Source organism: Candidatus Saccharibacteria bacterium (genome assembly GCA_016699955.1).
Taxonomy (GTDB): Bacteria; Patescibacteriota; Saccharimonadia; order Saccharimonadales; family UBA4665; genus JAGXIT01.
Genome location: CP064993.1, coordinates 811,452 through 838,147, shown reverse-complemented (window position 1 = coordinate 838,147; position 26,696 = coordinate 811,452). Strand labels below are relative to the sequence as shown.

Sequence of the window (26,696 nt, the reverse complement as noted above, 5' to 3'; positions counted from 1 at the left end):
CCCAGACAAGAATTGAAACCGAACGATAAAATGCCCATGTTTTTTGTGGGGTATAATGTACGAATGATTGATTGGCAAATTTATACTAAATATGGCACGCAGGTTCCACAAAAAGGCACAGGCCATGAACGTGCATTTTCTAGTGGCATACCACATGCAGCAGCTCACATTTGGATTTGGAAAAAAGAAAATGATGAACTATACCTATTATTCCAAAAGGCTGCACCAAAAGTTGACTACAAAGTAGGATTACTAGATATTTCTGCAGCTGGACACATTGACCTGAATGAAGATGAGGTTGCAGCAGCAATACGAGAAACAAAAGAAGAATTAGGTATTTCAATTAACACAGACGATCTTTATTTTGCTGGGGTTGAACATTATCAGAGAAAAACAGAAGACAGTCACAAAGATGAATTAAGGTTCGTTTATACCGTTGAATACAGAGATGATATGACCTTCACTTTTCCAGATGGAGAGGTCGATGGAGTTGAATGGATAAAGGCGAAGAACAGCGAAGAAATCGTATCAAGGAATGAATTCAAAGAGCGTTTTGTCCAGCACACAAATCACTATTTTAATATAGTCTTTTCGGGCATCAATGGGCAAAATCTAATTTAATCGCAGTTATGACTTGCTCTATCGTTGTGAGCCAAGAAAAGACGAGTCCTTTTGGGCTCGTTTTTTCTTGCTTTGAGACTGGCTTTAACCTGCGACCACTCCGCAAAGCGGAGTCAGGCCGCTGGGTTCGGTCATTAGACTAATGCCCGAGTTTACTCGGCGCATAGATTAGTGTGTGCTGCCCAGTCCCCCGAGCCAAGGTTAGAACCAAACTAACAGAGACGAAAGTCTCTGTTAGTTTGGTTTGGGGTAAGCTGAGCCTGCAACGTTAGAACTGTTATACTACATTTATGAACTGGTTCAAGCGTGCCAAAGCTCCTAATATTAAGAACCGTGCCGCATGTGAAGTATGCGGTTTTCTTACCATAGATGCCGCTCATAAGGGCATGTATGATATATGCCCTGTGTGTTTCCGGGAAGACGACAGTATAGACGATGATCATCAAAAGAACCCAGACGAACCATGTTACGGCCCAAATCACGGACTTACCTTAAATCAAGCAAAGAAGAACTTTAGGACATTTGGGGCATGTAGTCAGGATATGGCATCCCACACACGCAAACCCCTACCCAAGGAAACTCCCTCGTTGACCGATCAACCTATTTCACAAAAAGAACAAGAAGAGTTTGACGAGCTAATCCAACAACTAGAAACTGCGAAATCCGCTATGCCTAAAGACATTCGTGAGGCCCATACGCACACCGCCAGGCATTGGGAAGAGGTTCTCGCCAGCAAAGAATGTGGCTGTTTCTATTGTGGAGATATATTCACACCCAACAAAATCGAAGAATGGGTCGATGATAATGACTGCGCGCTATGCCCCAAGTGCGGGATTGATTCTGTTATTGGTGACAAATCTGGTTTTCCGATTACAAAGGAATTCATGTCAGAGATGCACAAGCACTGGTTCGACTAAGAATTTTATGCATATGAGTCTTGCTTAATTGTGGTTATAACTTCCTCTATCGTTGTGAGCCAAATTATGACCGTCTCGAATGAGGCGGTTTTAATTTGGATCTCGAGATTGAGTTTGACCTAGCGACAAGCGAACAACGTGAGCGTGGTCACTAGTTCGGTGTAGCGATATAGCGCGCAGAAGCTTGCTTCGAGCACTATTGAGCGGAAGAGCGTAGCGACCCAGTCCCCGGAGCCAAGATATTTACAAATACCACTTAATGTGGTATTTTATTATGTATGTTGGCTGTTGTTAAGCATGTGAATGGCGTTTATGATCTTGAGACTGGTGTACATAGGCCATCGGCCTCAATGCCAGCGGGTTATTATGAGTACCTGTCGGAGAAACTGCACAGAACTCTGGCACGTGGCAATCCCGTAATTTATCAGCAAAACCGGCTTAAGACCATTTTTCGGTTGCTACCCTAATCTGTTGTTCTAGAGAAGAAACTACAAAGCAATATAAAAGTACGCCTTTTTGAGCACCCTCTGTGGGGTATGAGTCTGTCTTTCCAGACTCCAAATCTGCCGTCTAATGGGCTGGTTGTATTGGCGATTTGCTTGCCGGTCTGCTGAGTGTATTCTTGTAGATAATCATGCCGGAAGGTGAACAAATAGGGTAGATTCCTAATCAAACTAAAGTAGGCTCGTCTGGTACGTTCATGCGAGAACTTTCCCGTGACTGCATCGCGTTCCTTGAGCCATTCGCCGTGTTTGCTGTACCAACCGGCCAGAGCCTCTTCAAACGCCATCTCGCCCGTTCTACTGAGTGTCAGAGCAATGGCTCGCAGCTCGATGTTCTGAGTCAGTCTGGGTCGCTTCGTCAGACATTGGGTAATGGTCATGAGCTGATGAAACTGACAATGCTGGACGGGTATGCCTTTGGATTCAAGCATGTTCCGCACTCCTCGTCTGCCGTCAATCGTAGCAGCAATGATACTGTAGCCCATAGCCTCGACCGTATCTGTTGCGATCACGTAGTCACGGGTCTTTTCAGTGCCTTCAACCTCTGCGTAGTACAATACGACGTTCTCTCCTAAGCTTGTGTTCGCGTATGGATCGATGACAACCAAAATGCCCCAGCTGCCAAAGTAGGTAACATCCATGATGACGGCTACGGTATGAGGTTTTTGAGTTATGGGTAAAGGGACATAGGCGTTTAGTCTGGTCTGGATATAGCCTCTGCTTTTACTGCAATTACGAGCTAATTTTGCTACCGTCAGACCATCAAATGCATATTGATCCCACAGTTTGTTAAGGCTACGAATCGGTCGAGCTTTGTTAATCCAAGACGCCTCGCAGGAACAGCAGTAGTATCTTTGCTTGCTATTTCTCACCCCATTTTTCTTAACGTTGGTACAATTGAAATACGGACAGTGCTTAGCTCTCATTAGTTTTTTCCTTACTTAGTTTTGCAACTACAAGAATACATGAGGCGAGCCTGTCCGTATTTGTTTTGGCCTTGTTTTAAAGCTTTAGCAGCAACCAGATTTTGGTCTTAAGCCGCAAAACCTATATTTCAGCGGTCCCGGCGCACCCGATCTTTGGGCGGATACACAAACGAGGCGAAAGGCCTTAGACTCGGATCCGTTTTTGAATACTTTTGGCGATTATGTCAGCCTTATACTCTTTCCTGACATCAAAAAGCCGCTTGACATATTACGGAAGGAAATCGCTTATAAGGACGCACTGCTAAAAAAGCGCGGAGGAGCAGTAGTACTTGATGCTTACACTAAAATATGCGTAGCGGCAGAAGCAGCAAATCTCATATCGCGAAACCCCGGCTACGCGATAGGAATCGATCCAACTTTATCAATTGATAATGGCCATCGGTTTACAGAAGACCAGCATGCTGCGGTTCCATTGCAATATCTCGAAACGTAGGTTGCGAAGTGTCTTTATAGTACTCCAGAATAATCCCTCTTAATTACAGTCATAACTTCCTCTATTGCGAGGAGCCAAACCAAGCAGTGAAAAGTAGTGACCAGGTTCCGTGACCTGTTCCCACATTAACTCCTTGGTCAGACAAGAAGAATGTCAGCTTTAACAACTGACCAAAACCATCAGAACCGTCCGAAAGGACGGTTTTTGATTTATTACCCCTGATGGTGCGTTTCGTCAGTAACCATTTCCCTATATGGCAACCAGGTACCCCAAGAACAGACCTGTACCCACGACCTGTCTTTAGTTGTGCGCCATATACAGACAAGAGCATCTAGCCCATCGGTGATTGTGCTAAAATAAAAGTATGAAAATGTTTAAAAATACAATCTTAATTACTGGCGGTGGCTCTGGAATTGGGAAAGGTTTGGCCGAAATGTTCCATCGTAAAGGTAATAAAGTTATCATTGCGGGACGAAACAAGGCAAGACTTGAGGAAGTCGCTAAAGCTAACGAGGGCATGGAGACTTTAGAGCTCGATGTTACAACTAGCGAATCAATAGATGCCCTAGTCGCTCAAGTATATGAAAAATACCCTGATCTCAATGTACTGATACTCAATGCCGGAATGATGAAAGCAGAAAAGATTGGTGACAATGATATACAGACTGCAAAGTCCATAATCGCCACTAACTTAATCGGGCAGATGGAGTTAAATTCTAAATTGCTTCCAATTCTTGAGGGTAACAACGACGCTGTAATAGTTACTGTTTCTTCGGGATTAGCATTTATCCCAGGTGCAAGCTTTCCATCGTACTGCGCAACAAAAGCTGCAATACACTCTTACACGCAGTCTCTTCGTACACAGCTAAAAAATAGTGGCATTCAAGTCATCGAGCTTATTCCGCCTTATGTACAAACTGAACTAATCAGTCCAGAACAAGCTAACGACCCCAACGCTATGCCCCTTGCTGATTTCATTACCGAAGTAACAAATTTACTTGAAAACAATCCTGAAATAGATGAAATACAAGTAGAGCGAGTGAAATATTTTACTGATGCGGTTGCTACTGGTGAATACGAACATCGCTACAACGATTTAAATCAGTAGCAAAAAAGTTCGAGAGACGTATCGCAGAGCCGAGCTAAAAAAGATAAAGTCAGAACTGATAATTCGGTTCTGACTTTTTATATAGGCGGTCTGGAAATGAAATCAACACAACTCCAACTAATCAGAAAAGACGCCTCTGGGTCAGATTCAGTCCCGTATGCGTCTTTTACAGACTGTATTATAGGGTAAACACTACTTTATTGTCTAGATTTTCTTGGATTTAGTAATGACTATAACTTGTTTCAATTTCTTTGATGTTGCCATTTTAACAGGGGTTGATCTTATAAATAATCCGCCGTTTTGTGCTATAATTTAGTCATGCCAAACATTGACGAAATAAGCAAACAGCGGGCCGTAGAACTCTTTGGTAGCTCGGACTTGTCGGCTTTTGAGGTCGGCACAATAAATGGTTTACGACAAATTCACGAGTATCTTTTTGGTGGTCTATACGACTTTGCTGGGAAAATTCGTTCCAAGCACATTAGCAAAGGTGGCTTTACATTTGCATCCGCCGTTTATTTGGTTAGTGGCCTTGCCGAAATAGATAAAATGCCAGAAACGACTTTTGAAGAGATTGTTAAAAAATACGTAGAAATGAATATAGCGCATCCTTTCATGGAAGGCAACGGACGTAGTACGCGTATCTGGCTAGATTTGATATTCAAGAAAAATCTGAAACAGTGTATTGACTGGGAAAAAATCAATAAAAACGACTACTTAAACGCTATGGAGCGCAGTCCTGTGAATGATTTAGAGATTCGTGAGCTACTACGCACAGCATTAACCGACAAAATCGATGATCGGGAAGTATTCATGAAAGGTATAGAACAATCGTACTATTACGAAGAGCCAGACAACTATAAGGAATAGTATTAAGTACGTTTGTCGGCAATGCAATTTACCCTAAAAGCAAGCAAACTCTAGATTAATAACGGTTATAATTCCGTATATTGTTGCGTGCCAAATAAAGTTGCCTCACATTTGTGAGGCTTTTTTATTTACTTCCAGCCCTGGACGCGAACCAGACTGCTGGGAACCGAAGTTGATTCGGTGAGGTGCAGTTAAGAAAATACAGCATCATTTATGTGGTATTCTTTTAGAATAAGATGAAGATGGCTTTAGCCACTACCATGCTACCTGCTGATAGATTACTCAGGTCTTTTCCTCCAGTTCCACCGCCTTCAACTGCATTTGTATAATTCTTTAGTAAAATGTGATGAGTTTGCCTGTATAATTATAAGAATAAAATGTTTCAAAAACTTACAGATTTAAAAATCTTTTTTGTATCAATAATTTCAGCGATTGTGATTGTTGGGGTTAAATACTGCTTTCATGCTTTTGGCTGGGAACCAATTGAACAAAGCTCGCTACACAATGGAGTTATTTCAAGTGCTACATTTGTAATTGGTTTTTTACTTTCAGCGACTATTGCAGACTACAAAGAATCCGAACGTATTCCAGCAGAATTTGCAGCTAATATTGAAGATATGTACGCAGACGCAGAGGAAATTCATAAATCATATCCAAAATTTGACTTAGAGGGTTTCCGGGCACAACTACAAAAAGTTGCGTTCAAGTTTGAAGACGATACACGCAATGCAGCTAGAGGAATGAGCTCAAAAATTCGAGCCTTAAATCCTTATTTTGGACAAATGGAAAAAGCCGGAGTACCTGCGAATTTCATAGTTAAACTTAAGCAACAACAGTTACTATTGTTACGTCATCGTAAACGAGTTACTTACATTCAACGTATTAAGTTCATTCCGTCTGCCAGTATTCTGCTGAAGTCGATTGTTTTTTTCGTAATTGGTCTTTTAATATTAACTAACGTTGATCCTTTCTACGGAAGCTTAGCCATCATAGGCATCATAAGTTTTGTGTTGATCTACATTATGATACTAATCGGAATTGTCAGTACACCGTTTCATGACTCAGGGGAGACGCGGGACGACGTGAGCCTTTTTCTTATCGACAGCGCTGCAGATTTCCTAAAATCTAAGAAACAAGTAAAAAAAGGATAGTTTGTAGCTCCTCCTCAGCTGCAAACCGTTTTAAAAACTTCCATGAATAGCGTGCTAGAACGCCTTAAAAAATCAGCCGTTACCAAGTAATCCCCGGAACCGTCAGAAATGGCGGTTCTTTCATTTCCCCCCTGTGACTTAGTTCTAACCCAGCCCCTCAAAAGCAAACCCTTTCCCTGGACCGGAATGCCTCGGTTATCTAGTTGCTGGTATTGTTTGCCCAAATATGAGCATAGTCGTGCGCAAATTGTTTAAAAGCTGTCGGTTCTCGGCCTATAAGCTTTGCTATGTCGCTTTTCGTACCTGATGAAAAGTTGTGCCTAACGACAAAATAGAGCATTTTTTGCACTTTAATAAATTCTGCCGGTGAGCCGTTCGCACGTAGGCGTTCTACATAATATGCCACAGAAGGATTTTGATATGTAATCGTTCGCCCTAGTTCGCTACTTAGTAGCTCTGCAACCCGGTAGTAATCAAGCGACTCTGAGCCTGACAGCGTATATGCCTGGCCAATATGGTCAGTGCCAGTAAACACTTCTGCAGCGACTGCACCAATATCACGGACATCTACAAATGCCGTGCGGCCCTTACCGGCAGGTAAGAATATTTCGTCATTTTTGGCTATATCATCTTTATAGAACACGCATTTCGCACCTTAACCACGCATACGAGCAGCCAGCGCTAGCTGGATGCTCGGTTTTATGACCTCCCACTTTTGTTGGTACATGCTGTTTTGTATATTGTTTAGCCTGTCCTGAGATCTTCTCTTGTGTCTTTGTATCCAGGTGAGCATAGAGAGCCCAATGTGGTTTCTCTGTGCTCGGCCAGTGTTGGCCAGACAGCGAGTAAAACCACAGGTTTGTTTGAGTTCACGATGCAACACTTCGACGCTCCAACGTCTTTCAAAGTACTCTTTGACTTGGCTCCTGGATAGATCGAGCTTGCTAGTACCAATGTAATCCGTGCGACCGTGTTTGGTCACGAACCGGAATAGCTTGATCCATCCGTATCCTTTGAGGTGTACGACCAGACCTTCATCTGGTATCTCGAGGGTTTTAATCTGTACATGTGGTTTGTTGACCAAACGGTTACTACGTAACCCCATCACCCAATCCCAGCCATGAGAGCGAGTGGCTTTAAGGTTATCTAAACTGGAATACCAACTGTCGGCAACAACCATTTCAGGCGTAAGTTGACGCTGTTTTACAGCTGTCAGCATATCCCTGAAATGGTTGTTTTTAGTCTTGCCATCTTCCGACGGATTCCATATACGGTAGTCCATCGGCATGTAGTCTTCTTTACTGGTTTGCCATAAGGCATTAACTACACCAATACCTTTAGTTATGTCGTGCTTCGAGCCGGCATACTGCCAGTTTACTAATTCAGTCTTACCACTACGACTTTTGTCTATGACTACATCGTCAAAGACAAGGATACCAGGTTTAGAGGCTACCTCAGACTTAGCAGCCTGCCACAGATCCTTGGGCTGTACCTTTTCGTCTGCAAGCCAACGAGAGATGCTGTCATGTGATAGCGTCGATCCATCTGGAGCAACTTCGCTCAGTGACAATGCTGAATATCTATCTGCTGTTACTTCCAAGAAAGCACAATACAGATCGCGAGAACATTTTGATCGAGACATGTTTATTTTATCCTGCTTAGTTTTGCAGGGCTAACGCCCTGCTACTAATTATGCAGGTTGGGGGTTAAAGTGCGAAATGCGTGTTAGACCCAAATGACATGGCTTACGGGTTGGAAGATTTGTCTTGGGCTTGGGGGCGCTTTCCTAACCTAATATCTATCCAGCCGCAATAGCATTCACCATCCTTTGAGTTAATAGTTGTGAAGTACGTCTACCAGCGGGAGCCCGCAGTACATATTTATCGGGTTATCCAGGGCGCATTCACGCTATAGGTAGTCTGTATTTGTCTGATAATTTCTCGGGCGCGAGCTTGTTATAATTACTGCATAAAGTAGTTTCAAATACATATGGATAACATCGAAATACGCCAGCCAGACATGAGCGAGTTAACACAAGTGCAGCAACTACGGCACGTTGTGCTTGATACGGCACGACTTATCAAGACCGACCACCAGCTGACTGCAAAAGACTTTGCAGAAGAGACTATTCATATGGCAGCATTTGACTGTGGAGAAGTTGTCGGCACGGTGCGGCTTGACCTGGTCGGAACTGAACCTAATATTTATGAGGTGCGCAAGATGGTAGTAGTTCCCACAACCAGGGGTAAGGGCGTGGTCAGACTAATGCTGAGCGCAGCGCTAACCAAAGCGCAGTCTCGTGGCGCTACTGGTTTTACGCTTGATGCTCGCCGTGAAGCAATACCGTTTTTTAAAAAACTTGGCTTTGAGCTAACAGGCAAACGTATCGTACATGCCGACGGCGTGCCCAACTATGCTATGGAGCGAACGGCAGCCATCATCAGTTCTTAGTCCTTGGTACGTCCATAGGCTGTGCTAAAAGCATGCATTTTACAGGTTACGCTGTAAGCATTCGCACTTCCAACCAAAAAGGCTTACTATGTTTGTATGGCTAAAAAATTCACGCAAAAAGAAGCACGCGCAATCGGAGAGAAAATTGGTATAGATTTTAAAAAATACGACTTAGATGAGTTCAGAAAAGGACTAGCGGTGGAGCTCGAACACGGATCAAATGATCCAGGGACAAATGTAACAAATGGTGACCCCATAATCACAGGTAAAATAGCTTGGGCACATCTTAAGGAAATTCCTGATTACTACACTCGCCTGAAGAAAATGGAATCAGAAGCGGACGCTAAAAAATAACAATTGAACCCAGTACACCCCGTTTAAACCACTCTGTCTGGTTCAAAACCCTGTACAATATATCTATACATAAACAGAAAGGAAGCGTATTACCGAACACGTCAAACGAATCACATTTGTCATATTAGGGAGCATTGTCACTGCAGTCGGCCTGCAGTTTTTCTTATTACCAAACCATTTACTGGACGGGGGAGTGACCGGACTCTCTATTATCACTGCGAAACTAACTGGTCTGCCACTCGGTCTATTTTTGCTTATTCTAAACATACCGTTCGTCATGCTTGGTTACCGCAAATTCGGAAAAGTCTTTGCCGTGTATTCTACAATCGGCATCACAACACTCGCACTTTTGACATTTTTCCATGTCGATACTGGGGCAACGGATGTCCCAATGCTTGCAGCGATTTTTGGTGGCTTAATAGTCGGATTAGGAGTGGGGCTGGTAATACGTCATGGTGGCATAATTGACGGTGCGGATACCATTGCCGTCTTGGTCGACAAAGTGACTGTATTTACCGTTGGCGAGGCAATCATGGTCATTAACGGTACCATTATTACGCTGGCAGGGTTCGTTTATGGCTGGGAACAGGCAATGTATTCACTAATCGCCTACTTTATCGCCCATAAAGCAATCGACGTTGTCGTAGAAGGACTTAACGAAGATCGCTGTATGTGGATTGTTAGTATGCACGTCCGCGAGATTGGTGGGGCTATCAACCAAATGATCCGTGAGCCTGTAACGTACATTAAAGAAGCAAAGCCAGGTGACAATAATGAGCCTCACGGTATTATGCTCGCTGTCATCACACGGTTCGAAGAACAACGGCTCAAAGAAGCTATTCGCCGCATAGACAAGCACGCCTACGTCGTAATCACCAGTGCCCATGAGGTTGTGGATAGGGTATCGGAAGGCTCACTCTACAGACAAGCGTCGTAGCAAGGCAGCCAACCAACCGCTCAGCGTTGGCGTAGCAAATAAACCTACGGCAAAACTAAGTCATGTTCGTTTGCTCTACCTCTAGCCACAAAAAAACGTGTCGCCCCAAAAAAGCTCGAGATGAAAAACACCTCTGTTATCTAGCCGTCCCAGGTAAAGAACACACTAGCTTAGCCACGTGAATGAGAGCGTTTTTCCATAATACCTTTAACCGATGGGCTCAGTGGTTTGTCCGTGCGATGAATACACCCAATCCAACAGCAGGGGCGACGTTCGCCGCGGGACAGTTTGTCTTTGGCAACGAGGATGCGCCGGGCACGAGTTTCAGGTTTTTTCGCTTCTACTATCCAGCAAATAAACTCATTTCGAGCTAACGGTGTAATGCTTTGCCAAGCTGCCACCAAACCGCTGTCTGCCTCAAGCATTGTGCGAAGATCGGACGGCATAATGTGAACTGTCCCGCTAGCTAGTGTTTGCTTCTTCATACCACAAGTATACTAGATTTACTGCGTTAATTAACGCTCGCCGTGACCTCGGCAGCACGGAAGAGAACAATTTTTTCAACCAAGTTTAGCGGCAGCGGTTGGTCAAGAGGAAACTGAACCGAACCTTTACCTTGTTTGTAGGGAGCAAGCTCTTTTTTGAAAGCCGCATGGCCAGTGGGGGTTGCATACAGCCCAATGTGTTTGTCGTAGCCAGCAAAGTACACAAGTGGTTTACCGTATAGCATGTAAGCAGGCATGCCGTAGGAAAAAGATTCTTCCGCTTCCGGTACGCGTGTGTGTACAATTTCACGCATGGCAAGAAGCCGCTCTTTTACAGCAGCAGGGAACTGGTCAATGTACGCCTCAACTGTCATGTTTCGTTCGTCGCCTCATGAAAATAGGCGTTTTTTATCATTTTGCGCAACACCAGCTCGTCTACATCTGCCAGCGATTTCACATAAAGACAACCCTTGCCACGCGTGTATTTCCCGAGCGTACTCAGCAGGTGATTATTTGGTTCATTTTCATCGTAAAAGACTAGGCCGTACAACACGAGTGCAGAGGAGCGGGGCGAAAACCCAACGCGAAGCCAGTCGCCTTCACTTGACCTACCCTTGTAATGGTACGAGCCAAAACCAATCATGCTCGGCCCCCACATGACAGGATCTTGGCCGGTTATTTCCTGCATTATGTCCAGCAACTTAGCTCCGTCTTCCCGCCGAGTCGCATTCGACACGCCAGCCAAGAAAGACGCCGGATTAACGACAGTGGGCTTTGTTTTATTTTCTGCCATACATTTAACCCCGCTAATTATAAGTTGTTTATCCGCTGCGATTTTTAGCCTGCAAGCAGGTTCGTCGCCGATGTCAGTCATTCTCTGTTGGTATTACACTGTGCCACCGTGGTTGCCCCGTGTTGCGCGTATCGGCAGTGCCGGTTTTGCGCTCTCTACATGGGTGCTCACGGTACGTCAATACTATACACCACCACAAACCCAGAGTCAGCTACGCTAGAAATACCCGGGACAGCATGCCATTGTTGTTTGGAAGTAACATTTTCCTAGCTGTCTGGGCTAGAAACTTCGGCACGCTGGAAGCTGAAGAAGTGGCGCTCATGTAGTGAACCTCCACAGCCGCTTGCTTATCAAAAGTATTTATGCTAGAATTTTAAGTAATTGTTTCTATGATTCCTAGGTTGGTAGGTTAGTGCTTCGGTGTCATACAGGCAATACGACAAGACGTACATACGTTTATTATTGTCGGCTATACACTATAAACCACTTGACCTAAAGGAATACATAAATCTTATGCCAGTATCATCACGACGCGGCTTTGCCTATAAAAGCAGCCGTTCCCCCTATGCAAAACCAAAGCCTCAGCGCCGCGCACGCGGAGCAGGCCAGTACATTAACCCTGCACGCTTCGTTCAGGTTGCAGCTCCAGTTACGGCCGATTCATACGAAGCTAAACATGTTTTTGCGGACTTCGCATTTGACAAGCGCCTCCATGCCAACATCGCCACCAAGGGCTATGTGGCTCCTACGCCCATTCAAGATCAAACGATCGCACTCGGCCTAGCCGGCAAAGACGTAATTGGTATTGCCAGCACAGGCACTGGTAAAACCGCCGCTTTTGCGCTGCCTATCTTGCACCGTCTCATGGCCGACCAAAACAGTAAAGCACTGATTGTTGCACCGACACGAGAACTTGCTCAACAAATTGAAGCCGAATGCCGAGACATGGGTAAGGGCGGTGGCTTCAGCGGCGCTCTGTTGCTCGGTGGCATGGCTTATGGGCCACAGCTCCGCGATCTTCGCGCGGGCCCACGACTCGTTATTGGTACTCCAGGACGAATCAAAGACCACATTGACCAAAATACGCTTAAACTCGATGGGTTTAATCTAGTAGTACTCGATGAAGTTGATCGCATGCTCGATATGGGTTTTGTAAATGATGTTCGATTGCTGCTCAGCCAGCTTGCAGTCAAACGCCAGTCATTCTACTTTTCCGCCACTATGGACACGCGGGTAACTAACCTTATTCACACTTTTTCACCAGACGCCGAAATGGTTACCGTTAGAGCCAGCACGACAAGTGAAAACGTGCACCAAGACGTTATGCAATTTAGCGGCAAAACTGACAAGCAAGAAAAACTACACGATATCCTTCTTCAGCCAGACACCGAAAAAGCCATCATTTTTGAGGGAACCCAACGCAGCGTCGAACGGCTCGAAAACGATCTTACGGCGCGTGGCTTCCATGTTGCGAGTATCCACGGTGGCAAAAGCCAAAGCCAGCGCGCCCGCGCACTCAAAAGTTTTAAAGATAATACCGTAAAAATATTGGTTGCAACCGATGTCGCTGCCCGTGGTCTTGACGTAATCGACATAACCCACGTCATAAACTACACACAACCACAAACCTACGATGACTACATTCACCGCATTGGCCGTGCCGGCCGAGCTGGTCGCATCGGTTACGCATACACATTCGTCGAAAAATAACGTCATATTGAAGGAGTTTATATGGCAAGCACAATACCGGTTACTACTTTTCTTCAATCTGAAGAAGGCAAAATCTTTTGCCGGAAACTACAAGCTATGTTGGAAGACGAAGCTTTTACCACTACATCTTCTTACAACCCCAACGCAGAGATTTACCCCGACCACAGTATGTCATTTGTTGACAAACATGTTGCCTATCTCTGTGCGCACCCTGGGATAACCGCCGAGCAGTACCTCTCAAACCTTCGTCTTAAAACCCGCATCCGCTAGTTAAGAAAGTAGGTGGTACTTAATTGGGACTGAGGTAAAATACTGTTATGAGTTTTCAGTTTTTTTCGCACAACGGGGCAGTGTTGCCACTTGAGAAAGCTGTTGTGCCACTTGCCAGCATTGAATACAGCTATGGTTTTGGCGTGTATGAAACCATACGTGTTTCGGATGGTAAACCACGGTTTATTAAGGATCACTGCCAGCGCCTGCAAACCTCGGCTGACACCATCGGGCTAGAACACAATTATAAACCAAGTCAAATTGAAGCCTTCGTAACAGATATAGTCAAGGCAAATGAAGTTGAAACGTGTAATGTAAAGGTACTACTAATTGGCAGTAAGGCAGCGACTGATGCCGATATATACATCTTGTGTCTCGCGCCATATTTTGTCGACCGCAAACTGTATAAAACGGGCTGTCATTGCACGACATATGAGTACGAGCGCATGTACCCCCACGCTAAAACACTCAACATGCTACCAAGCTACCTCGCCTACCGAGATGCCGTGAGAGCTGAGGCGCATGATGCGCTGCTCATTAATCGCCGGGGCGAAATCACCGAAGGCACTCGCAGCAACTTTTTCGTCATGCGAGACACCACTATCTTTTCGCCCCCCGAGTCAGACATTCTCCTCGGTGTCACCCGTGACCATGTCCTGAAACTCGCGCGCGCCCAGGGCTTCGACATTGTCCATCAGCCCATTCCGCTCGACTCACTAGCAAGCTACGACACAGCTTTCCTAACCAGTACCAGCGCAAAAATCCTCCCGATTCATTCCGTCGATGCTCATTGCTTCAACGCCACCACACCAAGCCTAGCCAACCTCATCCACGCCTTCAACAAGACCTACTAAACAAATACACTTTAGGCATAACGTAAATATATTCCGCGGCCGTGAATTATATTCGTCAATAATATATTTGAATTAGGTTTAACGTTGGACAATACAATACTGGGCAGGGCAAGAGAAGCCTATATCAAAAGCTAGCGGATGATGACCTGGTCGCGTCGGGGGCCAACACCAATATAAGTAACAGGGAGACCTGTCCATTTTTCGATGGCTTTAACATACTTTTGTGCAGCCTCGGGCAGGTCTGAAAAGTTTCTCACTTCTGTAATATCTTCATCCCAAGCAGAAAGTTCTTCGTACACTGGCTCGCATTTCTCGAGAGCCCAAGCTGAATCAGGCGCCATTGAAAGTGTTTCTCCGCGGTACTTGTACGCCTTGCAGACTTTGATTTTACTGCCGTAGCGCGGTACCCAGTCAAGCTTTGTGATAGCAAGTTCAGTCGTGCCGTTTATCATATTTGCCCGGCGTATGCCAGTAATGTCAAGGTACCCTAGTCGCCGTACACGACCGGTCGTCGTACCTTTTTCTGCATCAATAGTCGACATATCGCCGTGCAAAACACTGAGCAGTTTTTCGTCATGAATTTCTGTCACAAACGGTCCACCACCAACATGTGATTGCACCGCTTTTACGATACCGATTGAGCGGTCTAATGTGTTGGGCGCTATCCCAAGACCAGTGGCCACCCCTCCGGCAGTTGTCGACGACGACGTCACAAACGGGTACATGCCGTGGTCAATGTCTAGTAAAAACGCTTGCGCTCCTTCCGCCAACAAACAAGCCCCCGCCTGGAGACGTTCGTTCACGTATACCGATGTATCGGTCACGAAAGGCTGTAACTTGAGTATGGCTTCGGCGTACAATTTAACTTCATTATCAATATCTACAGTGGGTAAATCGTGGTTTTTTCGTTCGATTTGCAAAGCCTCTAGTCCTTCCCGCACCACGCGCAGAAGCGACTCGTGATTACCAAGCACTCGCTCGACCCGTACACCAGCCCGCTGCGCCTTTGCAGCGTAGGTATCGGCAATGCCGGCTTTAGTAGTTCCCTGAGCAGAGCGACCAATTTCGCGAATTTCTTCCAGCTGTTTGTAATGGGGCAGCACAAGGTGGGCAGATGAGCTGACTTTTAGATTTGCAGGCGTTACGGCAATGCCTAGTTTTTCAATCTGGGCAACTTCTTCACAAAAACTAGCGGGATCGACAATAGTACCACCGCCAATGACGTTGACTGCGTCGTTATGTGCAATGCCCGAGGGCACGATATGTAGCGCAAGCTCACGGCCATCGGGCAAAACTACCGTATGCCCGGCATTGCTGCCACCGTTAAAGCGAGCAACTATGTCACATGACTCGGCAAGCATATCAACAACTCGGCCCTTGCCCTCGTCGCCGCGCTGCTGCCCAAATACACCGATTATTTTCACCCGCTTATGGTACTAGACCAGAGCGTTATTTGCAATGATGCCGCACTCACGCCCTTAAGCACATCGCCTTTTGAGAACTGTAATCAGTTCTTGTAGCGCTTGGCTCGCTTCGCCGCGCGGCAACAAGGCAAGTAACTGGTTTGCTCGCTCAGTATATTCATCGACAGCATGAACAGCTGCCTGTTTCGCTCCGCAATCATCTAAGATAGTGCGCAGTAGGCTAGCCTCTCGTTCAGACAGGTTGCTTTGCCCAAAATGGGTATAAAATTTCTTGCGCTGAGCTGGGTTCGCATGCCTCTCAAACTGGGCAATAAGGTAGCTGTATTTGCCCTCACGTAGGTCGCTCAGCGTTGATTTACCAGTAAGCTTTTCGTCACCAAAAACACCGAGAATATCGTCTGAGAGTTGAAATGCAATGCCCAGCTCTATACCAAATGATTCAAGCGTACGGCGTATATCGTTTGAGCAACCGGCCAACTCGGCACCGACCAGTAACGGATGAACCATGGAATATCCCGCCGTCTTATAACGGTAGATTGTTTCAGGCGGGGCTTTATCTTCCAAACCCATCGAAGCCTCCACATCGAGTAGTTCACCACCGCCCACCTCATACATACTTGCTAGAAGATGCCGAAGTGCTTTTTGCTGCTGTCCGGGATCAAACGCGCTGTCAAGTACCATCGAGATAGAGCCGGCTATACAAATATCTCCTGCCAGCAGGGCCACGCTCTCAGCAAAGTGTTTTCGCTTCGCTTGAGACGTTATTGATTGGTAAACTTCTATATACCTACCAGTAATGTTTAGTTTTCCGCGGCGGCGAACATCTCCATCAATAATGTCATCATGAATAAGGAACGCGTAATGCAGTAGCTCAAAAGCAGCGGCAACTGGCACAATAGAAGTGGTTTTGTCGCCGTACTTATAGCCCAACCACACTAGATACGGCCGCAGATATTTACCACCGTCCTGCATACTTTCGCCAGCTATACGCATCAGCCTTTCATAGTTTTTGTGTATAACTGCTGCCTCAGACGATTGTTTGTCGAACCAGTCACTAATATAGTCCGAGACCTCACGTCTGCACTTTTTGTAGCTTTCATCATCTATCATCTGGATTATTGTATCACCCCAAAATGATACTGCGCTAAGGGCGCTTTGTGCGGGAGTCGGTGAAAAAATAAAGCAGATATGAGATAATGGTGAAGCTGCAGAAAAAAATCTGGAGTAGAACTGGTCAAGAAGAATGAAATCATTTGCAAAAACAACATTACTACTGGGGGCACTGACAGGCCTGTTTCTGGCAGTCGGATACATGCTCGGCGGACGTAGTGGAGCTATTATTGCGCTGCTCCTCGCAACGGTCATGAACTTCGGCATGTACTGGTTCAGCGGCAGTATGGTACTAAAAATGCAACGCGCTGTCCCGCTCGACACCCAAGCTTTTCCGCATGTCGAAAAGGCCGTGCGCGAGCTTACGCAAAAAGACAACCTGCCTATGCCAAAGTTATACTTTGTTGATACACCGGTACCAAATGCCTTTGCCACTGGCCGCAGTCCGAAACACGCCGTTGTAGCCGTAACCCGAGGAATCACCGAAATATTAAACGAACGTGAACTGCGCGCTGTCCTTGCTCACGAACTTGGTCATGTAAAAAACTACGACATGCTGGTTTCTACCATTGCCGCTGCCGTGGGTGGCGCAATAGCTATCTTGGCTGAAATGGCGTTTTGGGGAGGCTCACTTTTTGGGGGTAGCGACGACGAAGGCAACAATTGGGCAGGTAGCCTTGCCATGCTAATACTTGCACCGTTTGCTGCCATGATGATTCAGATGGCGGTCTCGCGCAGCCGCGAGTTTGGCGCTGATGAACACGGCGCTAACCTTGTTGGACAGGGGAGCGACCTAGCAAGTGCCCTACAAAAACTGGAAAATTTCAAACCAAACATGGCCGGTTTACAGCCTCGCCCGAACGAGCAAGCCACAGCACACCTTATGTTTACCAATATGTTCAGCATGCAAGGTCTCTCCAGCCTGTTTTCTACCCACCCAAGCACCGCGGCTCGCATTGCCCGCCTCCAGCAGTATCGCTAAAATAACCCGAACTCGAGCGTAAACGCCAAGTTACTGCTTGTTAGACGACATAATTTCTTGGGCGAGCAGCGGATTCCACATTGGCGCAGTGACAGCTTGCACTACATCAGCACCAGCTGCTCGATATTCGGCGTAATCTGCCGGTGTCATGACGCCACCCACACCGATTATTTCGTAGTCATAGCCTTCTTTCGTGCGGAGCGCGTCAAGCCGCCGTACCATATCAAGTCCCGCCCATTTTATTCCTGCTCCGCAGACTCCGCTTTTCAGTCGTCCTGGTCCTGGTAATGCCTGCTCACCATTACTATCAACAATAGTTCCCTGCAATGTATTGATTGCGCTAATCGCCGCAACGTACTGATCAACGTCCCGAACAATTTCCTCAAGAGTACTTTGCTGCTCCTGGGTGAAATAACCTATTTTTATAACCAGCGGCATATTACCTAGAGCGGCTTTTGTCCGCTTGCATATTTCCGTCACCGCATCGTGGTTGTAGCAAATCACGCCCTCACTCGCCACATTTGGACATGACAGATTGATTTCGACCACTTGTGCGCCTGCCTCTTTTGCCAGAGCTGCTGCGCTCGCAAAATCATCGTAGTATTCGCTAGGTCCAAAATGTTCACGGATTGTTCCAACCACACTCATAACCAATAATTGACCTTTGCCCGCACCAGCCAAAGCTTTTGGTAGGTCGGCCGTCCAAACGGTTGGGTCGGGGGAAGGAACTCCAAATGAATTGGTTACACTCAGTTTCGAAACGTCTTCGGCAAAGGTATCTGCTACGACCAGTGGGTCTGAAAGCTTTTCGAGTGTCAGGTCGCCATCAATCTGAAGCGGCAAGACGTTAGGGTAGGGGTTACACGGGAACTCGTGAGCACGTTGGGTTTTATACACCACCACATCGTAACCAAGCCGAAACGCAGCATTTGTATGGCGCGAGGTAGGCAGGGAGCCGGCCGCAATCCCAAACGGAAAATTGATCGGGAAACCCAAGAATGTATACTTCGGCAGCTCGTTCGGCTTGCGGTAATCTTTGGGGTCGATGTCAAACGGCCCCTCCGCCACATTTTCATCAAATGACCTACTTGGTTCATAGAGCATGTTAGTCGTCCAGCAGTTTTACAAAGCCACCGCTGTAGTCGGGATGGGCTTTTTGATAATCATCACCATGACCAATGTCTATCACTATCGGTTCAGCTTTTGCGCACAAACCGCTAACCGGACATTCCTCAGCCGTCCAAACGTCGTACTCTACGCTTGTCAGTTTTACAAACTTCGGAACATTTAGCTCCTCGGCTGTTGCTCCTTTGTTGGCTGCAATGCAACCGACGCCCACCACAGTACCGCCTGCAGCGCGAACGGTTTTAATCATTGCTTTTACGGACGCCATCTGGTTTACCATGTCTTCAAGTATCAGAATCCGTTTGCCTTGAACTGCCTTAGTAAATCCCTCGCGTTCAAATATAAATTCACGCTCGGCAGAACCGGAAACTTTATCGGCCCAGACACCTAAAATATCTTTGTCGGTTCCTGCCATGAGATGTTGCGCGGCCCAGTGTGCAAATGGTATTGCCCCAATAGCAGGCGATGCTACCACTTCAACATCATCATCCTTAAAGTTTTCCACTAACTGTTGTATGAGTTGTCCCACCTCACGGACATGTGGTATGAGCGGATCTATATTGCAATATCCAGCCAGGTGCTTTGTGCTTACGCCGACAAAATGACCACTATATACGCAGCCCATTTTCTTAAGTACGTCTTCGGGTTTCACTTCATTTGCCCTTTCTATAGCTGTTAACTTCACTTCGGAGTGTTATCGTTGCCTGACGGGCGGCCTCGGCATAATCGACACCTGAGCTTGCAAAAATAATCCCGCGTGATGAGTTTATAAGTAGCCCACTGCCACGGCTGTTTTGCGCGGCCTCCATGGTTTTTTGGACATCGCCACCTTGCGCACCGACACCAGGAACAAGAAACCACATGTTATCACCCACTGCCTCACGGATAGCTCTGGCTTCGTCTGGATAGGTTGCCCCAACCACCAGCATGCAGTTGTCATTGCCATTCCAGTCTTTAGCAACCATGCACGCGACATGCTCAAACAGTTTATGACCATCGAGATATTGATCCTGAAATTCCCCAGCTCCGGGGTTCGAAGTTCGGCAGAGAACAATCGCCCCCTTGTCAGCCCGCGCAAGAAAAGGTTCTAGAGCTTCATGACCAAGGTAAGGGTGGAGGGTTATACTATCGGCCCCTAAATAGTCATACGCAAACTGCAGATAGCCAGCATTGGTATTGCCAATGTCTGCGCGCTTGGCATCAAGGATGATGATTACACTAGGTGCTTTCTGGTGTATATATTCACAGGTTTCTTTTAAAACTGTGATACCTTCAGCGCCACGCGCCTCATAAAATGCCGTGTTTGGTTTATACGCCGCTACCAAGTCATGTGTCGCATCAATGATGGCTTTATTGAAACTCAGCTGGTCAACTCCCTTCGGCAGTTTTGCAGCGTCACTATCTAACCCAACGCACACAAGCGAATCGTTACGTACCACAGATGCCTGCAACTTATCTATAAACTTCACTTGCGAACCCTCCAGTTCTTCTCACAGTGTACCTAATAAAGTCTTAACGGTAAATAATCATGTGGCCTGATTTCCCGCAAAAAATGAAGCAACGAGCAAATCGGGCACAAGCATGGTACTTAACGACCCAGCCCCTTTATGCCTCTTGATGTCCTCTGCGCTCACAGCCCCGACATGTTGCGCGATAGCCGCCGGATACCCACTGAGGTATGTGGTGTACCTGCGCAACTCCTCTCTAGCCCAATCGTAATCTTTTTTACGCCGATAGTACTTTACTTCAGCCAATCTTAAATTATCGCCCGTGAGAGTGGATTCTGCTGGATGATTATCCTTATCAACTTCAGAATTGTGGGACATTTCTATTTCTTTTACTTCTGTTATTATGCCTTCAAAACCGCTTGGCGCTACTGGTGCTGCCGAAGCCAGCTCACGAATATAGTCATACCAATTGCGCCGACCACTCAAGCCAACAGTTTTTGTTAGCGGCAACAGCCCGTCGGAAGCATAGTCTGCTACTTCTTCTGTGTAACCGAGATACTGTAAAAGCATGTAATGAACGAGAGGTGTCATGTGTACTTTTTTCTTTGCCAAGAAAGAATGGTTCCGTTTACCCTCTTCGCTAGACATATCATCTTCAATCTCATCGTGAGCGTACAACACGTACTTCAAAATAGCAGACTGTACGCTGTACTGTTCTGGCGACACAGTACCAAACTGTCTTTTTTCAATCACTTCAGCGATCATGGTACTTTCAAGGGGGTGCTGTGCGTATTGATTGCCGTTACGGCGTCTCTGCCCTAAATGAGAGAGGCTGCTACCCATAGCTCCAAAAAGTAAGATGCGTTCTGGATCTTCTTTTTTTGCTTGCGCAGCGATATCAGGATAATCACACAAGAGACGAGAGATGCCCTTTTCCAGCGCTCGGATGGTACGATGTGCATCAAAATATGCTAGATCAACAATACTGTCCAATTCTTGATGGGGTATGTTCAGGCCACCAGCGTTATCATGCCTACCGATGGCTATTAGACGAGTATGTGCTAGCTCACGAGCTAAGATTCTTGAACCAACATGCAAACTAACATCGGGGTCTGGTGAGATGCTGCGACCACGGGAGAGCCATAGCAATTGTTCAGCGGTATCACTTCGCTCAAAATCGTGTCGAGGATCATAAAATAACCGGAATTCATTTGTTAATGCTTCCGGCGCTGATCGCCGCGAGGGTGGTATAAAAATGTCCACGATTCGTAAAGTATAGCAATACATTGCACAATATACAATTTTTATGAATGCTTGAATCATGAAAAAACATCAAAATAGATTGTACGGCCGGACAATCTATTTTTGTGTGCTTACGGCTGAGGTATGGTAAAGTAGGGTTGTAAAACTAACCAGGGTGGCGTGAAATTCGCCAATCGGACGTGATAGGTCCTACGGCCTTAAGTCGTCGACCAAGTTTTCTTGGATGAGAACGTGCAATTCGTTCACCGGCCGTACAGTCGGAAACTCGAGCAATCGAGTTGCTGCAATAGCAGTAGAAAGGGAACTGATCAATGAATAAATTTGCCCATGCGGGGGCTTTCGCTGTGATAGTTGCAGCATTGCTTTGGAGCGTAGACGGTCTGCTACGGCGTAATTTATATAGCTTGCCACCTTCAGTCGTTGTGTTTTATGAACACGTGCTGGGAGTAATACTTCTGGCGCCGTTTCTGTGGTCTACGCGCTCAAAATTCCGTGGTCTAACCCGTAAGCAATGGTGGGCTATGGGACTGGTTGCGCTCCTGTCTGGCGCACTCGGCACCATTTTGTACACCGCGGCACTTGGGCAGGTAAACTTTATAAACTTCTCGGTAGTTGTGCTGTTGCAACAATTAAACCCAATTTTTGCGATTGCTACCGCAGCGATGTTACTGCGCGAAAAACTAAGCGCGAAGTTTCTTAGCTTGGCCGCAGTCGCACTTATTGGCGCCTACCTAGTCAGCTTCCCGGACCTCACAGTTAATCTTGATACAGGCAAGGGAACCCTCATCGCCGCACTTTATGCAGCTGGCGCAGCTGCTGCATGGGGCATTGGCACCGCGTTTTCAAAATACGCGCTGAAGGGCACTTCATACCCGCACGTTACAGCTGCACGATTTGGTTTGACGGCAGTGATTTCGCTCTTTTTTGTACTCGGCTCTGGCTCAGCCGCAGCCGTTTCGCAAATCACTCAGCCACAGTTTTTCTACCTGCTCGCCATCACCTTTAGCACTGGCCTAGTGGCGTTACTCATTTACTACTACGGCCTCCAGCGCGTTACCGCCAGTCGCGCTGCTGTACTTGAACTAGCCTGGCCACTCAGCGCCGTCCTCATTGGCTGGGCGTTCCTACAACAGGGCCTGACACTCACGCAGGGAGTTGGTGCGGTTATTTTGCTAATATGCACATACACACTGTCGATGAAAAATACGGTTCTGGAAGATAGTCATAGTTTGTAAAGACAAACAAGCATACACTGGGCAGATGCAGACATGCACTTCAGCCAAAGCCATACACGGGCAATTCAGGTCCTTAATTTCTGTCCAAAAAATTGATATGTAGAACGGCTCAATATCGACAACCCTTGATTTAGTAAGAAAAAAGTGATATGGTTTATATATTAATCGAGGAGTTCTATGAAAAATAAACTAATGATCCTTACGGGCGCTCTAATAGTCATATTGGCAATATCGGTTGGTCTGCAGGGACGCACAACAAACGCAGCCGGACAGACGGTATGGGCTTTTGGTGATTCAATCATGGCGGGTTCAGTAACCAACCAATGGCGCTCGACAGCATATCCAACACTGGGAGCGACAATTCCAGAAATGGCCGGCAGCCTAAGCGGTACCACGATCACAAATTATTCGATTGGTGGTTCGGTTTTGCGCGCCCATCCCACAGCCCCAACTCAAATGACACTCAAAAAGCAAATCCAAAATGCGTTGGCCTCGACAACCGAGCGTCCGACTACTGCTATTATTTTGATAGGTCACAACGATATCTATCAATTCGCTGAAAACTACAATTTGAATGATCCGAACTCTTTGGAGCTGTCGAAATGGGAAGCGGTCTACGCCGACCAAGCACTGCGTGATGCCGGAGTAGCAAAGGTATATTGGATTACACCTATGCCCCGCACCACTACTACCCAGGTCTCCGACGTAGACTCTCTCGCCATAGAACATAGGCGCGATTGGTATAATGAGTGGCTTTCGGCTTGGCTAGCTCCTCAAGGCCGAATAATTGACACACGAGGCTTACTGGGCGAAAAAATAGCTGCGACCAACCGTTCCGAACTAGCTAACACGGCATTTTTCACTGGAGACGGCTTGCACCTAAACGCCGCAGGAAATGCCCAAATCGCGCCAGCAGTAGCAGCAAAAATCCGATAGTTTGCGCTGTTACAAACATTTGATCAGCCCCACCCTCAGCGCCCTAGTCCTCCTGACCACAACCTACCTCATCACTCATGAAACCAGCGAAACTAGTAACCAAGAACGCCCCACCACGTAGAATTATTTTCCATAATACAGTGAATAGAAACATATTTTCGTCTTTTCCGGGAAAGACTGTGTGTTGATTATAAGGGGAAGATGACGGCGAAGTTAAAGTGCGAAAAGCGTAGTAAGCAAAACGGCCGAGACGGACAACGACACAAAATCACATATTTTTTCTCTGTCGAAGGTCGGCAGGTCTTCTAGCCAAAATGTTCGCCGAATTATCAGACACCACCAGTCTACTTTATGCCAAAAATCATAGGCTCCTTGTTAGATTTCTTACAAAGTCAACATAGTACTTTAGGGTAGCGACGTGAAGTGAAAAGATCTTCTCGGGAGATTTGTTTAGCAACTCGTCCAGCTCATCAATAGATACCCAACGGGGGTCTTTAGCTTCACTAGTTTGCATGGAAATTGTGCCCGTAGCTTCGCAACGGAAGACAAATCCTACCCATGGAAGGCCACCGTTAGTCTCGAGTACTTGCTGACATATAAATGGTCGAAAAGCTATTGAGGAATCTCCAAGACGAGCATACGTAACTGGCGTCTGAAAATCATCAATAAAACGAATGATCTCAAGGCCTGTTTCTTCTTTGACTTCACGTTTAACCGAATCATACACGTTCTCATATCCATCAATACCACCAGCCGGAATCTCGAATACGCCTAAATAGGTAGGGCTTGCTTGTGGCTTCCAACGTGTTTGCATGAAGACAAACCACATTCCATCTTCAACTTTTTCGATTATTGCAGACACAACGACACGTGGGTTTGACGTAGATGAATCAATCATAGTTTCTCGATTATATAGGTAATGTTATTTGGTTGCTACTAAACGGAGGAACGTTGCATCAGTACCTGCCCATTTTTCTTTAATTGTATCTTGATTTAATGAAATCCAACCAAAAATACGACAGATTTGTTGAAGTGTTTCTGGAGACCATATTCGACGTAGATGCCCATTTTCCTCTGGGTCCACGGCTAATCCGTTACCCAAGTTTATACTACGTGCAATTTTGGTATCATGAGTGCTTTTGCCTTCGATAAATACAACACCTTGCGGACGTAAACGACTATCAACATCAGCCAAAAGGGCCATTAACGTCGCGTCATCAACGTGCAAAGCTGATCTCGCATAGAAACCATCGAAACTGTCCACCTCCTTGGGAAGCCTGCCGGAATTGGCATCGAAGTGCCATGGCTTGATTAGATCTGCTACTCCTTGCCGCACTGCATGCATTACTAACTGGTCAAGTGCGACCTGAGAGAAATCCAAACAATGCACAGTATGGCCCCCAAATTGAGCCCAATATCTAGCATCTCGTCCATTTGCAGATCCAAGCTCTGCAATAGTTGATTTAGGTGGCAGTAAGCCGTTGAACATAACTGCTGCGTCATTTGGTTCATCAACAATTCTGGCTCCTTCAAATCCACCCTGTCCCCCTCGAAGGGCATGTTGGGTGTCCCAAAGAGTCTCTTGATTTCACGCATTTCGCACTTTAACCCCCAACCTGCATAATTAGTAGCAGGGCGTTAGCCCTGCAAAACTAAGCAGGATAAAATAAACATGTCTCGATCAAAATGTTCTCGCGATCTGTATTGTGCTTTCTTGGAAGTAACAGCAGATAGATATTCAGCATTGTCACTGAGCGAAGTTGCTCCAGATGGATCGACGCTATCACATGACAGCATCTCTCGTTGGCTTGCAGACGAAAAGGTACAGCCCAAGGATCTGTGGCAGGCTGCTAAGTCTGAGGTAGCCTCTAAACCTGGTATCCTTGTCTTTGACGATGTAGTCATAGACAAAAGTCGTAGTGGTAAGACTGAATTAGTAAACTGGCAGTATGCCGGCTCGAAGCACGACATAACTAAAGGTATTGGTGTAGTTAATGCCTTATGGCAAACCAGTAAAGAAGACTACATGCCGATGGACTACCGTATATGGAATCCGTCGGAAGATGGCAAGACTAAAAACAACCATTTCAGGGATATGCTGACAGCTGTAAAACAGCGTCAACTTACGCCTGAAATGGTTGTTGCCGACAGTTGGTATTCCAGTTTAGATAACCTTAAAGCCACTCGCTCTCATGGCTGGGATTGGGTGATGGGGTTACGTAGTAACCGTTTGGTCAACAAACCACATGTACAGATTAAAACCCTCGAGATACCAGATGAAGGTCTGGTCGTACACCTCAAAGGATACGGATGGATCAAGCTATTCCGGTTCGTGACCAAACACGGTCGCACGGATTACATTGGTACTAGCAAGCTCGATCTATCCAGGAGCCAAGTCAAAGAGTACTTTGAAAGACGTTGGAGCGTCGAAGTGTTGCATCGTGAACTCAAACAAACCTGTGGTTTTACTCGCTGTCTGGCCAACACTGGCCGAGCACAGAGAAACCACATTGGGCTCTCTATGCTCACCTGGATACAAAGACACAAGAGAAGATCTCAGGACAGGCTAAACAATATACAAAACAGCATGTACCAACAAAAGTGGGAGGTCATAAAACCGAGCATCCAGCTAGCGCTGGCTGCTCGTATGCGTGGTTAAGGTGCGAAATGCGTGGATTTGTGGCTAATTCTTGAGCAATACCTATCATATTGGCGGTGTTATCTTTCTGA

The 26,696-nt window shown here is 46.3% G+C and carries 30 protein-coding genes and 1 pseudogene; 17 read left to right on the top strand and 14 right to left on the bottom strand.

Annotation, left to right across the window (positions count from 1 at the left end):
• Positions 1–63: 63 nt before the first annotated feature.
• The 3 genes and pseudogenes from IPL85_04280 to IPL85_04270 all read left to right on the top strand — a co-directional run bounded on the left by IPL85_04280 (position 64) and on the right by IPL85_04270 (position 1,538).
• On the top strand, positions 64–621 hold the full coding sequence (locus tag IPL85_04280) for an NUDIX domain-containing protein (protein ID QQS19469.1): 558 nt from the start codon (positions 64–66) through the stop codon (positions 619–621).
• 290 nt (positions 622–911) lie between these two features.
• Positions 912–1,199: pseudogene (locus IPL85_04275) on the top strand (hypothetical protein).
• Positions 1,200–1,289: 90 nt separating this feature from the next.
• Entirely contained in the window at positions 1,290–1,538 is a 249-nt protein-coding gene (locus IPL85_04270) for a cytoplasmic protein (protein QQS20438.1), read from the top strand.
• Positions 1,539–2,001: 463 nt separating this feature from the next.
• Here IPL85_04270 and IPL85_04265 read toward each other — a convergent pair whose 3' ends face one another.
• Positions 2,002–2,682, bottom strand: coding sequence for a hypothetical protein (locus IPL85_04265; GenBank protein ID QQS19468.1), 681 nt, complete (start codon positions 2,680–2,682; stop codon positions 2,002–2,004).
• Positions 2,683–3,169: 487 nt separating this feature from the next.
• Here IPL85_04265 and IPL85_04260 point away from each other — a divergent pair, with 487 nt between their 5' ends.
• The 4 genes from IPL85_04260 to IPL85_04245 all read left to right on the top strand — a co-directional run bounded on the left by IPL85_04260 (position 3,170) and on the right by IPL85_04245 (position 6,589).
• Positions 3,170–3,460, top strand: coding sequence for a hypothetical protein (locus IPL85_04260; protein ID QQS19467.1), 291 nt, complete (start codon positions 3,170–3,172; stop codon positions 3,458–3,460).
• Between the two features lie 364 nt (positions 3,461–3,824).
• Positions 3,825–4,568, top strand: coding sequence for an SDR family NAD(P)-dependent oxidoreductase (locus IPL85_04255; protein QQS19466.1), 744 nt, complete (start codon positions 3,825–3,827; stop codon positions 4,566–4,568).
• A 318-nt stretch (positions 4,569–4,886) separates the two neighbouring features.
• Positions 4,887–5,438 carry a Fic family protein gene (locus IPL85_04250; protein QQS19465.1) on the top strand — a complete coding sequence of 184 codons (552 nt, stop codon included), beginning with the start codon at positions 4,887–4,889 and terminating at the stop codon, positions 5,436–5,438.
• A 377-nt stretch (positions 5,439–5,815) separates the two neighbouring features.
• The gene (locus IPL85_04245) at positions 5,816–6,589 is read left to right on the top strand and encodes a hypothetical protein (GenBank protein QQS19464.1); all 774 of its coding nucleotides are present in this window, start codon (positions 5,816–5,818) and stop codon (positions 6,587–6,589) included.
• Positions 6,590–6,788: 199 nt separating this feature from the next.
• Here IPL85_04245 and IPL85_04240 read toward each other — a convergent pair whose 3' ends face one another.
• Both IPL85_04240 and IPL85_04235 read right to left on the bottom strand, forming a co-directional pair.
• Positions 6,789–7,232, bottom strand: a complete 444-nt coding sequence (locus IPL85_04240; protein ID QQS19463.1) for a hypothetical protein — start codon at positions 7,230–7,232, stop codon at positions 6,789–6,791.
• Between the two features lie 12 nt (positions 7,233–7,244).
• Positions 7,245–8,231, bottom strand: a complete 987-nt coding sequence (locus IPL85_04235; protein ID QQS19462.1) for a transposase — start codon at positions 8,229–8,231, stop codon at positions 7,245–7,247.
• A gap of 347 nt (positions 8,232–8,578) precedes the next feature.
• Between IPL85_04235 and IPL85_04230 the strand changes: the two genes are divergently transcribed.
• From IPL85_04230 to IPL85_04220, 3 genes are all read left to right on the top strand, one after another.
• A complete protein-coding gene (locus IPL85_04230) occupies positions 8,579–9,040 on the top strand; it encodes a GNAT family N-acetyltransferase (protein QQS19461.1) in 462 nt (153 codons plus the stop codon).
• Between the two features lie 96 nt (positions 9,041–9,136).
• Positions 9,137–9,394, top strand: a complete 258-nt coding sequence (locus IPL85_04225; GenBank protein QQS19460.1) for a hypothetical protein — start codon at positions 9,137–9,139, stop codon at positions 9,392–9,394.
• A 121-nt stretch (positions 9,395–9,515) separates the two neighbouring features.
• Entirely contained in the window at positions 9,516–10,331 is an 816-nt protein-coding gene (locus tag IPL85_04220; GenBank protein QQS20437.1) for a YitT family protein, read from the top strand.
• Positions 10,332–10,501: 170 nt separating this feature from the next.
• Here IPL85_04220 and IPL85_04215 read toward each other — a convergent pair whose 3' ends face one another.
• From IPL85_04215 to IPL85_04205, 3 genes are read right to left on the bottom strand one after another with little or no spacing between them, the layout of a single operon-like run.
• On the bottom strand, positions 10,502–10,816 hold the full coding sequence (locus IPL85_04215; protein ID QQS19459.1) for a YdeI/OmpD-associated family protein: 315 nt from the start codon (positions 10,814–10,816) through the stop codon (positions 10,502–10,504).
• 26 nt (positions 10,817–10,842) lie between these two features.
• The gene (locus IPL85_04210) at positions 10,843–11,190 is read right to left on the bottom strand and encodes a DUF1801 domain-containing protein (GenBank protein QQS19458.1); all 348 of its coding nucleotides are present in this window, start codon (positions 11,188–11,190) and stop codon (positions 10,843–10,845) included.
• Positions 11,187–11,609, bottom strand: a complete 423-nt coding sequence (locus IPL85_04205) for a DUF1801 domain-containing protein (protein QQS19457.1) — start codon at positions 11,607–11,609, stop codon at positions 11,187–11,189. Before IPL85_04205 ends, IPL85_04210 begins: the two co-directional genes overlap by 4 nt.
• A gap of 513 nt (positions 11,610–12,122) precedes the next feature.
• Between IPL85_04205 and IPL85_04200 the strand changes: the two genes are divergently transcribed.
• From IPL85_04200 to IPL85_04190, 3 genes are read left to right on the top strand one after another with little or no spacing between them, the layout of a single operon-like run.
• The gene (locus tag IPL85_04200; protein ID QQS19456.1) at positions 12,123–13,319 is read left to right on the top strand and encodes a DEAD/DEAH box helicase; all 1,197 of its coding nucleotides are present in this window, start codon (positions 12,123–12,125) and stop codon (positions 13,317–13,319) included.
• Positions 13,320–13,340: 21 nt separating this feature from the next.
• The gene (locus tag IPL85_04195; GenBank protein ID QQS19455.1) at positions 13,341–13,589 is read left to right on the top strand and encodes a hypothetical protein; all 249 of its coding nucleotides are present in this window, start codon (positions 13,341–13,343) and stop codon (positions 13,587–13,589) included.
• 47 nt (positions 13,590–13,636) lie between these two features.
• The gene (locus IPL85_04190; GenBank protein ID QQS19454.1) at positions 13,637–14,443 is read left to right on the top strand and encodes an aminotransferase class IV; all 807 of its coding nucleotides are present in this window, start codon (positions 13,637–13,639) and stop codon (positions 14,441–14,443) included.
• 131 nt (positions 14,444–14,574) lie between these two features.
• Here the strand turns inward: IPL85_04190 and IPL85_04185 are convergent, their stop codons facing one another.
• On the bottom strand, positions 14,575–15,867 hold the full coding sequence (locus tag IPL85_04185) for an adenylosuccinate synthase (protein QQS19453.1): 1,293 nt from the start codon (positions 15,865–15,867) through the stop codon (positions 14,575–14,577).
• A gap of 54 nt (positions 15,868–15,921) precedes the next feature.
• Positions 15,922–16,977 carry a polyprenyl synthetase family protein gene (locus IPL85_04180; GenBank protein QQS19452.1) on the bottom strand — a complete coding sequence of 352 codons (1,056 nt, stop codon included), beginning with the start codon at positions 16,975–16,977 and terminating at the stop codon, positions 15,922–15,924.
• Positions 16,978–17,110: 133 nt separating this feature from the next.
• Between IPL85_04180 and IPL85_04175 the strand changes: the two genes are divergently transcribed.
• Complete coding sequence (locus IPL85_04175) at positions 17,111–17,959, top strand: zinc metalloprotease HtpX (GenBank protein ID QQS19451.1); 849 nt, start codon at positions 17,111–17,113, stop codon at positions 17,957–17,959.
• A gap of 30 nt (positions 17,960–17,989) precedes the next feature.
• Here the strand turns inward: IPL85_04175 and IPL85_04170 are convergent, their stop codons facing one another.
• From IPL85_04170 to IPL85_04155, 4 genes are read right to left on the bottom strand one after another with little or no spacing between them, the layout of a single operon-like run.
• Positions 17,990–19,063 carry a diguanylate cyclase gene (locus tag IPL85_04170; GenBank protein ID QQS19450.1) on the bottom strand — a complete coding sequence of 358 codons (1,074 nt, stop codon included), beginning with the start codon at positions 19,061–19,063 and terminating at the stop codon, positions 17,990–17,992.
• 1 nt (position 19,064) lies between these two features.
• On the bottom strand, positions 19,065–19,769 hold the full coding sequence (locus IPL85_04165) for a hypothetical protein (protein ID QQS19449.1): 705 nt from the start codon (positions 19,767–19,769) through the stop codon (positions 19,065–19,067).
• Positions 19,738–20,553, bottom strand: coding sequence for an orotidine-5'-phosphate decarboxylase (gene pyrF / locus IPL85_04160; GenBank protein QQS19448.1), 816 nt, complete (start codon positions 20,551–20,553; stop codon positions 19,738–19,740). Before pyrF ends, IPL85_04165 begins: the two co-directional genes overlap by 32 nt.
• A 57-nt stretch (positions 20,554–20,610) precedes the next feature.
• Positions 20,611–21,795, bottom strand: a complete 1,185-nt coding sequence (locus IPL85_04155) for a hypothetical protein (GenBank protein QQS19447.1) — start codon at positions 21,793–21,795, stop codon at positions 20,611–20,613.
• A gap of 311 nt (positions 21,796–22,106) precedes the next feature.
• Between IPL85_04155 and IPL85_04150 the strand changes: the two genes are divergently transcribed.
• Both IPL85_04150 and IPL85_04145 read left to right on the top strand, forming a co-directional pair.
• Positions 22,107–23,030 (top strand): DMT family transporter, encoded by a 924-nt coding sequence (locus IPL85_04150; protein ID QQS19446.1) that lies wholly within the window; start codon positions 22,107–22,109, stop codon positions 23,028–23,030.
• A 177-nt stretch (positions 23,031–23,207) separates the two neighbouring features.
• Positions 23,208–23,966 carry an SGNH/GDSL hydrolase family protein gene (locus tag IPL85_04145; GenBank protein QQS19445.1) on the top strand — a complete coding sequence of 253 codons (759 nt, stop codon included), beginning with the start codon at positions 23,208–23,210 and terminating at the stop codon, positions 23,964–23,966.
• Between the two features lie 361 nt (positions 23,967–24,327).
• Here IPL85_04145 and IPL85_04140 read toward each other — a convergent pair whose 3' ends face one another.
• Positions 24,328–24,864 carry an NUDIX domain-containing protein gene (locus IPL85_04140; protein QQS19444.1) on the bottom strand — a complete coding sequence of 179 codons (537 nt, stop codon included), beginning with the start codon at positions 24,862–24,864 and terminating at the stop codon, positions 24,328–24,330.
• A gap of 24 nt (positions 24,865–24,888) precedes the next feature.
• The gene (locus IPL85_04135) at positions 24,889–25,455 is read right to left on the bottom strand and encodes a class I SAM-dependent methyltransferase (GenBank protein ID QQS19443.1); all 567 of its coding nucleotides are present in this window, start codon (positions 25,453–25,455) and stop codon (positions 24,889–24,891) included.
• Between the two features lie 183 nt (positions 25,456–25,638).
• Between IPL85_04135 and IPL85_04130 the strand changes: the two genes are divergently transcribed.
• Positions 25,639–26,625 (top strand): transposase, encoded by a 987-nt coding sequence (locus IPL85_04130; GenBank protein QQS19442.1) that lies wholly within the window; start codon positions 25,639–25,641, stop codon positions 26,623–26,625.
• Positions 26,626–26,696: the final 71 nt, after the last annotated feature.

Excerpts from the sequence above, each read along its gene's own strand:
- IPL85_04135 (QQS19443.1), bottom strand. The coding sequence starts at position 25,455 with ATGTTCAACGGCTTACTGCCACCTAAATCAACTATTGCAGAGCTTGGA.
- IPL85_04200 (QQS19456.1), top strand. The coding sequence starts at position 12,123 with ATGCCAGTATCATCACGACGCGGCTTTGCCTATAAAAGCAGCCGTTCC.
- IPL85_04210 (QQS19458.1), bottom strand. The coding sequence starts at position 11,190 with ATGACAGTTGAGGCGTACATTGACCAGTTCCCTGCTGCTGTAAAAGAG.
- IPL85_04250 (QQS19465.1), top strand. The coding sequence starts at position 4,887 with ATGCCAAACATTGACGAAATAAGCAAACAGCGGGCCGTAGAACTCTTT.
- IPL85_04270 (QQS20438.1), top strand. The coding sequence starts at position 1,290 with ATGCCTAAAGACATTCGTGAGGCCCATACGCACACCGCCAGGCATTGG.
- IPL85_04255 (QQS19466.1), top strand. The coding sequence starts at position 3,825 with ATGAAAATGTTTAAAAATACAATCTTAATTACTGGCGGTGGCTCTGGA.
- IPL85_04205 (QQS19457.1), bottom strand. The coding sequence starts at position 11,609 with ATGGCAGAAAATAAAACAAAGCCCACTGTCGTTAATCCGGCGTCTTTC.
- IPL85_04170 (QQS19450.1), bottom strand. The coding sequence starts at position 19,063 with ATGCTCTATGAACCAAGTAGGTCATTTGATGAAAATGTGGCGGAGGGG.
- IPL85_04245 (QQS19464.1), top strand. The coding sequence starts at position 5,816 with ATGTTTCAAAAACTTACAGATTTAAAAATCTTTTTTGTATCAATAATT.
- IPL85_04235 (QQS19462.1), bottom strand. The coding sequence starts at position 8,231 with ATGTCTCGATCAAAATGTTCTCGCGATCTGTATTGTGCTTTCTTGGAA.
- IPL85_04130 (QQS19442.1), top strand. The coding sequence starts at position 25,639 with ATGTCTCGATCAAAATGTTCTCGCGATCTGTATTGTGCTTTCTTGGAA.
- IPL85_04265 (QQS19468.1), bottom strand. The coding sequence starts at position 2,682 with ATGGATGTTACCTACTTTGGCAGCTGGGGCATTTTGGTTGTCATCGAT.
- IPL85_04145 (QQS19445.1), top strand. The coding sequence starts at position 23,208 with ATGAAAAATAAACTAATGATCCTTACGGGCGCTCTAATAGTCATATTG.
- IPL85_04230 (QQS19461.1), top strand. The coding sequence starts at position 8,579 with ATGGATAACATCGAAATACGCCAGCCAGACATGAGCGAGTTAACACAA.
- IPL85_04150 (QQS19446.1), top strand. The coding sequence starts at position 22,107 with ATGAATAAATTTGCCCATGCGGGGGCTTTCGCTGTGATAGTTGCAGCA.
- IPL85_04190 (QQS19454.1), top strand. The coding sequence starts at position 13,637 with ATGAGTTTTCAGTTTTTTTCGCACAACGGGGCAGTGTTGCCACTTGAG.
- IPL85_04180 (QQS19452.1), bottom strand. The coding sequence starts at position 16,977 with ATGATAGATGATGAAAGCTACAAAAAGTGCAGACGTGAGGTCTCGGAC.
- IPL85_04225 (QQS19460.1), top strand. The coding sequence starts at position 9,137 with ATGGCTAAAAAATTCACGCAAAAAGAAGCACGCGCAATCGGAGAGAAA.
- IPL85_04280 (QQS19469.1), top strand. The coding sequence starts at position 64 with ATGATTGATTGGCAAATTTATACTAAATATGGCACGCAGGTTCCACAA.
- IPL85_04195 (QQS19455.1), top strand. The coding sequence starts at position 13,341 with ATGGCAAGCACAATACCGGTTACTACTTTTCTTCAATCTGAAGAAGGC.
- IPL85_04140 (QQS19444.1), bottom strand. The coding sequence starts at position 24,864 with ATGATTGATTCATCTACGTCAAACCCACGTGTCGTTGTGTCTGCAATA.
- IPL85_04175 (QQS19451.1), top strand. The coding sequence starts at position 17,111 with ATGAAATCATTTGCAAAAACAACATTACTACTGGGGGCACTGACAGGC.
- IPL85_04215 (QQS19459.1), bottom strand. The coding sequence starts at position 10,816 with ATGAAGAAGCAAACACTAGCTAGCGGGACAGTTCACATTATGCCGTCC.